The sequence below is a fragment of the Kitasatospora sp. NPDC001261 genome, assembly GCF_042896795.1.
GTDB lineage: Bacteria > Actinomycetota > Actinomycetes > Streptomycetales > Streptomycetaceae > Kitasatospora.
Genome location: NZ_JBIAXP010000040.1, coordinates 87,907 through 95,232 on the forward strand (window position 1 = coordinate 87,907; position 7,326 = coordinate 95,232).

General features: G+C 74.4%; 6 protein-coding genes. 3 read left to right on the forward strand and 3 right to left on the reverse strand.

The genetic code is table 11. The annotated features are described in order from the left end of the window. Positions 1-59: 59 nt before the first annotated feature. Both ACFY4B_RS38675 and ACFY4B_RS38680 read right to left on the reverse strand, forming a co-directional pair. Positions 60-770: a FadR/GntR family transcriptional regulator gene (locus ACFY4B_RS38675; protein ID WP_387975925.1), complete on the reverse strand. Its 711-nt coding sequence runs from the start codon at positions 768-770 to the stop codon at positions 60-62. A 69-nt stretch (positions 771-839) separates the two neighbouring features. Further along, positions 840-1,367, reverse strand: coding sequence for a hypothetical protein (locus tag ACFY4B_RS38680; RefSeq protein WP_387975928.1), 528 nt, complete (start codon positions 1,365-1,367; stop codon positions 840-842). A 112-nt stretch (positions 1,368-1,479) separates the two neighbouring features. On the opposite strand from ACFY4B_RS38680, the gene ACFY4B_RS38685 reads away from it, so the two are divergent. Next, a complete protein-coding gene (locus tag ACFY4B_RS38685; protein WP_387975931.1) occupies positions 1,480-2,346 on the forward strand; it encodes a GNAT family N-acetyltransferase in 867 nt (288 codons plus the stop codon). Between the two features lie 114 nt (positions 2,347-2,460). Here the strand turns inward: ACFY4B_RS38685 and ACFY4B_RS38690 are convergent, their stop codons facing one another. Continuing rightward, positions 2,461-3,300, reverse strand: a complete 840-nt coding sequence (locus ACFY4B_RS38690; RefSeq protein WP_387975934.1) for a helix-turn-helix domain-containing protein — start codon at positions 3,298-3,300, stop codon at positions 2,461-2,463. Positions 3,301-3,531: 231 nt separating this feature from the next. On the opposite strand from ACFY4B_RS38690, the gene ACFY4B_RS38695 reads away from it, so the two are divergent. Together ACFY4B_RS38695 and ACFY4B_RS38700 are read left to right on the forward strand one after the other, a co-directional pair. Then, positions 3,532-4,998, forward strand: a complete 1,467-nt coding sequence (locus tag ACFY4B_RS38695) for an MFS transporter (protein ID WP_387975937.1) — start codon at positions 3,532-3,534, stop codon at positions 4,996-4,998. A gap of 233 nt (positions 4,999-5,231) precedes the next feature. Continuing rightward, the gene (locus ACFY4B_RS38700) at positions 5,232-7,220 is read left to right on the forward strand and encodes a hypothetical protein (RefSeq protein ID WP_387975939.1); all 1,989 of its coding nucleotides are present in this window, start codon (positions 5,232-5,234) and stop codon (positions 7,218-7,220) included. Positions 7,221-7,326 lie beyond the last annotated feature (106 nt).

Sequence of the window (7,326 nt, forward strand, 5' to 3'; positions counted from 1 at the left end):
CAGGTGGACGGTGGTGCCGTTCGTACGGGGTGATCGGATCGGTCGGGAGGGCTGCGGGCTCAACGCTCCTCGGCCGCACGCGCGTCGGCGATCTCGTGGTCGCGGGTGAGCCGGACGATCGCGGCGGCGGCCTCGCGGGCGCCGCCCTCGTCCCGGGTCTCGATCGCGTCCACGAGCCGCCGGTGCAGGCCCCCGTGCTCCTCGGCGTGGGCGGCGTTCCAGGTCGGGCCCCCCAGGTGCGAGGTGAGCGCCGTGCCGAGGTGGTCGTACACCTCGATCAGCAGGGCGTTCCCGCTCGCCCGGACGACGGACCGGTGGAAGAGCGCGTCGACGTCCGTGGACGCGGACGCGTCCTCGCCGGCGGCGGCCGCCTCGGCGTCGGCCAGCAGCTCCCGCAGCTGCCGCACCTGCCCCTCGCTGCGGCGCAGGGCCGCGGCGCCCGAGGCGTACTCCTCCAGAACGGTCCGCAGCTCCAGCACGTCGTCCCGCTTCGCGGAGCCCGCCCGCCGCACCATCACCGACTGGAGCTCGCTGGAGGAGCGCACATAGGTGCCGTCACCGGCTCTGGGCTCCAGCAGGCCGAGATGCACCAGCGCACCGATCGCCTCCCGCAGCGTGCTGCGCCCGACCCCGAGCTCCTCGACGAGGGCCTGCTCCGGCGGGATCCGCGTCCCGACCGGCCAGCCCCCCGTCTCGATGTGCGAGCGGAGGCTCTCCACGAGCTGGGCGGACAGGCTGGCCGTGCGCCGCGGCGCGCTGATGCGTGTCATGGGAGGACCATATACAAACATCAGACATTTGAACATCGTCTCTTCGGCCCGGGGCCCGGGCATGGAGCGTCACTCCTGGTAGCAGCACCCGCCGTACTCGTCGCAGTCGTACTCGATCCCGCCGTCGGAGCTGTGGGTGCGGCTCAGCCTCCGGTCGTCCACGGGGCAGATCGGGACGAAGGACGGATTGACCTGGAGGAAAGTCGAGTCCTTCAGGGAGAATACGGAATTGACGACGTCGAGGCCGTGTTCGCGGATCCCCTGCTGAATGAAGTCGAATGCGTCGTAGACATGGCCGCAGCCGCACGTGATCGGGGTGCACCTGAAATTCTTCACCCTGACGCCCAGCTCCACCCTGATCCTTTCGGTTTCCTCGGGGGATATCGGACGGAGTCCTGTGCGGCGGATCCGCTCCGGAGTCCAGAACCGCTCCTTGACGAGCGCGGCCTGGGCGCGGGTCAGGTAGAACGAGGCCGTGGTGCCAGTCGTGATCGTGGCGAGGACGATGTCCGCGACGGCTTCGTCGTTCGCTGAGGCCACCACCTTTCCGGTGGCGACCATTCTGTCGATTTCTGCTAGCAGCTTCATGGCGTCCACTTCCTTATTGTCAGTATGCGACCTCCCGCAAGTGCTCACAACCACCAGGAGAATTACCGGCCGGCCGGTAAACGGGTTGCGGAAATCCCGGGCGGGGTGTCAGATTCCGGCTATGACGATTGTGCTGGGAACGCCGACCGCGGGCGGGGTGCGCGAAGCCATGGGCGCGCTGCGGGAGTGGCAGGACGACGGAGCGCCGATGCAGCTGCACGCGGGGGACATCGGCTGGAACTGTCGGTTCGGCACGGCTGAGACGGCCGCGGTGGTGCGGACCTGGAGCCGGGGCGGGCGGATCCTCGCCGTCGGGGTGCTGGACTCGCCGACGGTGCTGCGGATGACGGTCGCTCCCGACGCGTTCCGGGACGAGGACCTGGCGCGGCGGCTCGTCGAGGACGTCTCGCTGCCGGAGCGCGGCGTGCTGCCGGAAGGCGCGGTGTCGGTCGAGGCGCCGCTGGGCCTGCTGCTCCACGACTTGCTGACCGAGGAGGGCTGGGGCGTCGACGAGCCGTGGACGCCGCTGTTCCGCGACCTCGCGCGGGCGGTGGAGGACCCGGGCGTACGGATCAGGGCGATCGGCCCGGAGCAGGCGCAGGACTTCGCCGACGTTCTGCGCTCGGCGTTCGGCACCTCGCGGCCGACGCGCGCGTACTGGCACGGGATGTCGGCGGGGCCGTACGCCGCCGACGCCCGCTGCCTGGGCGCCTACGACGACCGGGGCAGCCCGGCGGCGGTGGTGACGGTCTGGTCGGCCGGCCCGGGGAGGCCGGGGCTGGTCGAGCCGATGGGCGTCCACGAGGACCACCGCGGTCGCGGCTACGGCCGGGCGATCACCCTCGCCGGGGCGGCCGCGCTGCGGGAGCTGGGCTCGTCGAGCGTTCGCGTGTGCACACCGAGCTCCAACGTCGGCGGCGTCGCCACGTACCGGGCGGCCGGGTTCGAGGCGCGGCCGGAGATCGGCGACCGGATCCGCAAGGCCTGACACCGCTACGGCCCGGGCCCTCCGGCCCAGGCCGTCGGCCGTCGGCCCGCCCGGTGAGTCGGCCGGGAGCGCCCTCGTCCTGCCGACACCAACTGGTTCCGGGCGTGGGCCGGTTCAGCGCTCCGCCGCGGCCTGCCGCAGGGCGCGGTGGCTGGGGGAGCCCTCGGCCGCGGTCAGGACGACGAGTTCGAGATTGTGGGTGCCGGGGACGACGTAGGCGGTGTAGTCCAGGTCGAGCCGGCCGGCCCGGGGGTGGTGGAAGCCGTGGCTGCCGGTGGCCGGGCCGCGGACGTCGTGTTCCTCCCAGAAGGCGGCGAACCGGCTGCTGCGCGCCGTCAGTTCGGCCACGAGGCGGTTGCCGCGTTCGTTGTGGGGGTCGGCGGCCAGGGCGTGGCGCAGGCGGTGGACGTTGCCGCGTGCCGTCTTCTCCCAGTCGGTGAGGAGCCGGGGTGCCCGGGGGTCGCAGAAGACGAACCAGGCGAAGTTGCGCTGCTCGGGCCGGAGTTCGGCGTAGTCGAGGAGCAGCCAGGCCTCGGCGTCGTTCCAGGCGAGGATGTCGCGCATGGGGGTGACCACGTGGGCGGGCCACGGGGTGATCGAGGCGAGGAGCCGCAGGGTCGCCTCCGGCACGTCCGGGGCCGCGGCGGCCGGGCCCGCCTGGTGGACGGGGTTTCCGGTGGCGAGGTGGTGGAGGTGACGGCGGGCGTCGGCGTCGAGCTGCAGGGCGGTGGCGAGGGCGTCCAGAACCTCGGGGGAGGGGCGGCGCTGACGTCCCTGTTCGAGCCGGGTGTAGTACTCGGGGCTGATGCCGGACAGGGTGGCGACCTCGGCTCTGCGCAGTCCGTTCAGCCGCCGGGTGCTGGTCCGGGGCAGACCGGCGGCCTCCGGGGTCAGTCGGGCCCGGCGGGTGCGCAGGAAATGGGCCAGTTCGGGGAGTGCCGCTGATGGTGCCATGCGGCGAGTATCGGTGGCCTGGCGGCGCGGGGGGTAGCCCTGCCAGGGCCACCCTCGGCGGGGCCTGCTCGCGGCGGTGTCTCGTCGCGGTGCGCGCGGCGGCGCAGAGTGGCTGCCGGGGGCGCCGCGCGACGCGGGCGGCCCTGGTCGCCGACGGGCCGGTTCCGGTGTGTCGGCGCGTTCGCGCGTCCGTCGTTCCCGGTGCGCGTCCTTCGTCCTTGGAGTCCGTCCATGCCCGCACGTCCCGGCGAACCGTTCTCGCCTGCCCCGCCCATGCCCGTACGGCCCGGGGGACCGGAGTCCGCCGGCCCGGGGCCCGATGCCCCGCCGTCCGTCCGGTACGCGCCCCTGGCGGTGCTGAGCGCGGCGGCGGGCCTGGACGCCGGTGGTGTCGCCGTCCTCAACAGCGCCCTGCCCTCGGTGGGCGCGCGGTTCGGCACCTCGGCACAGAACCTGTCCTGGGCGGTGACCGGCTACGCCCTCGCGTTCGCGGGGCTGCTGCTGTGCGGCGGGGCGATGGCGGACCGGCTGCGGCGTCGGCGGGTGCTGGTCGGGGGCCTGGTGACGGTGGCGGCGGGCGCCGCGCTGGCGTTCGCGGCGCCCGCGTTCTGGGCGGTCGTGGTGGGGCGCGTGCTGCAGGGCGCGGGGGCGGCGATCACCATGCCGGCGGCCACCGCCCTGCTGACCTCGGTCTATGCCGACGGGCCGATGCGTTCGCGCGCGCTGGGCGTGTTCTCCGCCGCGCAGGCGGGCTGCTACGGGGCCGGTCTGGTCCTCGGGGGCGTGGTCACCGGCGCCTTGGGCTGGCGCTGGGTGTTCGCGCTGCAGGCCCTGGCGGCGGCGGTCACCGCCGTGGCCGCGGTGCGGTGGCTGCCACCGGGTGAGCGGCACCGCCGGGGCTCCCTGGACGTGACGGGGGCCGGGGCGCTGGTGGCGGCGATCGCCCTGACCGTCTTCAGCGCGGACCTGGCCTCCCGCCCCGGCGGCGGCCCGTTCGCGGGCGCGCTGTTGGCGGCCGCCGTGGCCGGGGGTTGGCTGTGGTGGCGCCGCGGGCGCACCCGGGGCGGGGACGCGGTCCTGCTGGACCGGGACCTTCTGCGGACGCCCGGCGTGCGGACCGCGGCGGTGGTGGCCGGCGCGTTCTACTTCTGCGTCACCGGGTCGCTGTTCCTGCTGCCGCTCTACCTCCAGCAGGTGCGCGGCATGCCGCCGGCCGTCTCGGGCCTCGCGGTCCTCCCCGTCAGCCTGGCCGTGGCCGCGGCCGCCCTGGTCTCCGGGCGGCTGATGAGGACCCGCGGACCGCGCCCGCTGCTGGCCGCGGGCCTGCTGCTCACCGCCGGCGGCGTGCTGCTGTGGTGCGCGGCGGGGGAGCACAGCCCGTACCTCGGGCCGGTGCTGGCCGGCCTGGTCGTCACCGGCATCGGGCAGGGCCTGGCCTTCCCCGCCATCACCGTCACCGGTCTGCGCGAGGTGCCGGACCAGGCCCACGGCACCGCCTCGGCGGTCACGGCCACCGCCCTGCAGATCGGCAGCGGCATCGGCCCCACCGTCCTCGCCGGCGTCGCCCAGAGCGTCGGCGCGGCGGGCCACGGCGAGCTGTCCCTGGGCGGCCACCACCTCGCCTACGCGGCGGCGGCCGTACTCCTGCTGCTCGTCGGCCTCCCGGCCACGGCTCGTCTCGGCAGGCGGGGCGGCTGACGGCGCCACGGTGCCGGGCGCCGAGTGCCGGGTGAACCCGAGGGGAAGGCCCCGCCCCAGCGCGGTGAAGTCTCGGTGGTCGTGACCCGGGATTCGCATGAACCAGTCAACAGGGCTGTCCGTCAGTGTTATGTTACCCGGCGGTTCGAGAGTCCGTGCGACGACTCCGAGCTGTGCGTCCCGCCACAAGTCACCACTGCCTCAGCACCGTTGACCCCGAAGGGACCCTCCACGTGACCGTGCGCAAGCTGACGCTGTCAGCCGCGGCGACAACCACCGTGCTCCTCCTCTGCGGCGCCGCCCTCACCGGGGCGGCAGCCTCACCGGCCGCCGCGAGCACCACCGCAAGCACCTCGACCACCGCGCCCTCGACCACCGCGCCGACCGCGCCCACCGACCCCTCCGCCTCGTCCGCCGACCCGAGCACGTCGGCGACGCTGGCGCCCCCGACGTCCGGCACGGCCGCGGCCACGGTGGCGGCCCCGGCGCAGGGCAGCGCGCCGGCGACCGCCACCACCGCTCCCGTCCTCGCGCTCTCCTCCTTCGACCCGAGCAGCGGCACCGCCGTGCTCGCACCGGCCACCGCCGGTCCGCAGTCGCTGTCCGCCCAGGCCACGGCCGCTGACGCCGCGTCCGCCGTCCAGCCCGGGCAGCTGATCGACAGCCCGCCCACCCCGGCGGCCCCGCACGGCGCGCTGGTCGCCGTCACCGGTGTGCAGTCGACCGCCGACGGGAAGGTGGCCGTCACCACCCGCCCGGCCACCCTCCCCGAACTGCTCGGCGGCACCAGCACCAACCTGCGCAGCGCCGTCAGCCCGAGCAGCTTCGAGGTCCACCCGCAGATCGGCGGCGTCAAGGTCGTCACCGACTTCGGAGCGACCTCCGGCCAGGGCTCCGTCTCCGGCAGCCTGGGGCTGAGCGCCGACGCCACCGTCCCGCTGCCCGACGGCAGTTCGGCGAAGCTGTCCGGCTCGGTCTCGCTCCACCCGGCGATCGACTTCTCCTACCAGGGCGGCCTCGGCCTCATCGACCCCCAGCAGGCCCGGGTCGGCTTCACCCTGGGCGCGCACGCGGACTGGCGGGTCAGCGCGAACCTCTCCGCGAGCACCGGGCCGGTCCGGATCCCGCTCGCCACGTACAGCGCCAGCCCCGTGGTGATGGTGGGCCCGCTGCCCGTCGTGATCAACCTGGCCTTCACCCTCTCCGCCGACGTCAGCGCCGACGGCACCGTCACCCTCGACGCCGAGCAGGCGTACGACGGCCAGTGGGGCGTCCACTCCGACTACGTCAAGGGCCCGGGCTGGACCACCACCACCGACCCCGGGAACTCCACCGTCTCCCCGCTGCGCCTCGACCTGAGGGGCTCCGCCTCGGCGAAGGCCGGCCTGCTCGCCGAAGGCTCGATCGCCCTGTACGACACGGTCGGCGTGAAGGCCTCCATCGAGCCGTACCTGCGGGCCGCCGTCAACGGATCCGTCGTCCTCGACGGCACCAGCACCACGCCGACCGTCAACGGCACGGCAGCCCTCTACGGCGGACTCGACATCAACGGGGCGCTGATGGCCCGGCTCGCCATCCTCGGCACCCCGATCCTCGAGGCCGACCTGCCCTTCCTCGCCTTCCACCGCGAATGGCCGCTCGTCTCGGTGGGCGCCGGACAGTCCCCGGTGCCCCTGGTGAACTGGACCGCGCTCAGCGCCGGCCTGTTCGACGACAACCGCTCCGCCTACCTCAAGACCCGGCCGGACTGGGACCCGCGCGCGCTCAAGGCCTCCTGCCCGGACGGCACCCGGCTGATCGGCCTCAGCCACGGCGGCGACAACGGCCTGTGCACGGACGTCACGAAGCCGGACCTCTGGGACGCCGGCCACGCGTACGTCGTCGACCACGGCGGCACCTACGTGACCACCGACTGGGCACCCGGCTACGCCAAGGCCCAGTGCCCGGCCGGTTCCGTCCTCACCGGCTACAGCCGCGACGGCCGCACCATGGGCGCGCTCTGCGCCAAGTCCGCGGCCCCGCTGGGGACATCGACCCGCACGCTCTGGTTCGACAAGGGCGACAACCGCCCCACCGCGGCCGCCGGCGGCGACTTCTCCTACGGCTTCGCCAAGGGCCAGTGCGCCAACGACGAGGTCGCCGCGGGCCTGGCCTACACCCAGCCCTGGTGGCAGCTCTGGGCGGCCCGGCCCTACGCGCTGCTCTGCCAGAAGCTCGCCTGACAGTGCGGACGTGGGGGGGGGGTTGGCCCCCCGGGCGCAACCACCCAAAACCCCGTGCAGGTTTGGGGGGGGGGGGGGGCCACCCAGGGGAGGAGCAGTTGGGGCA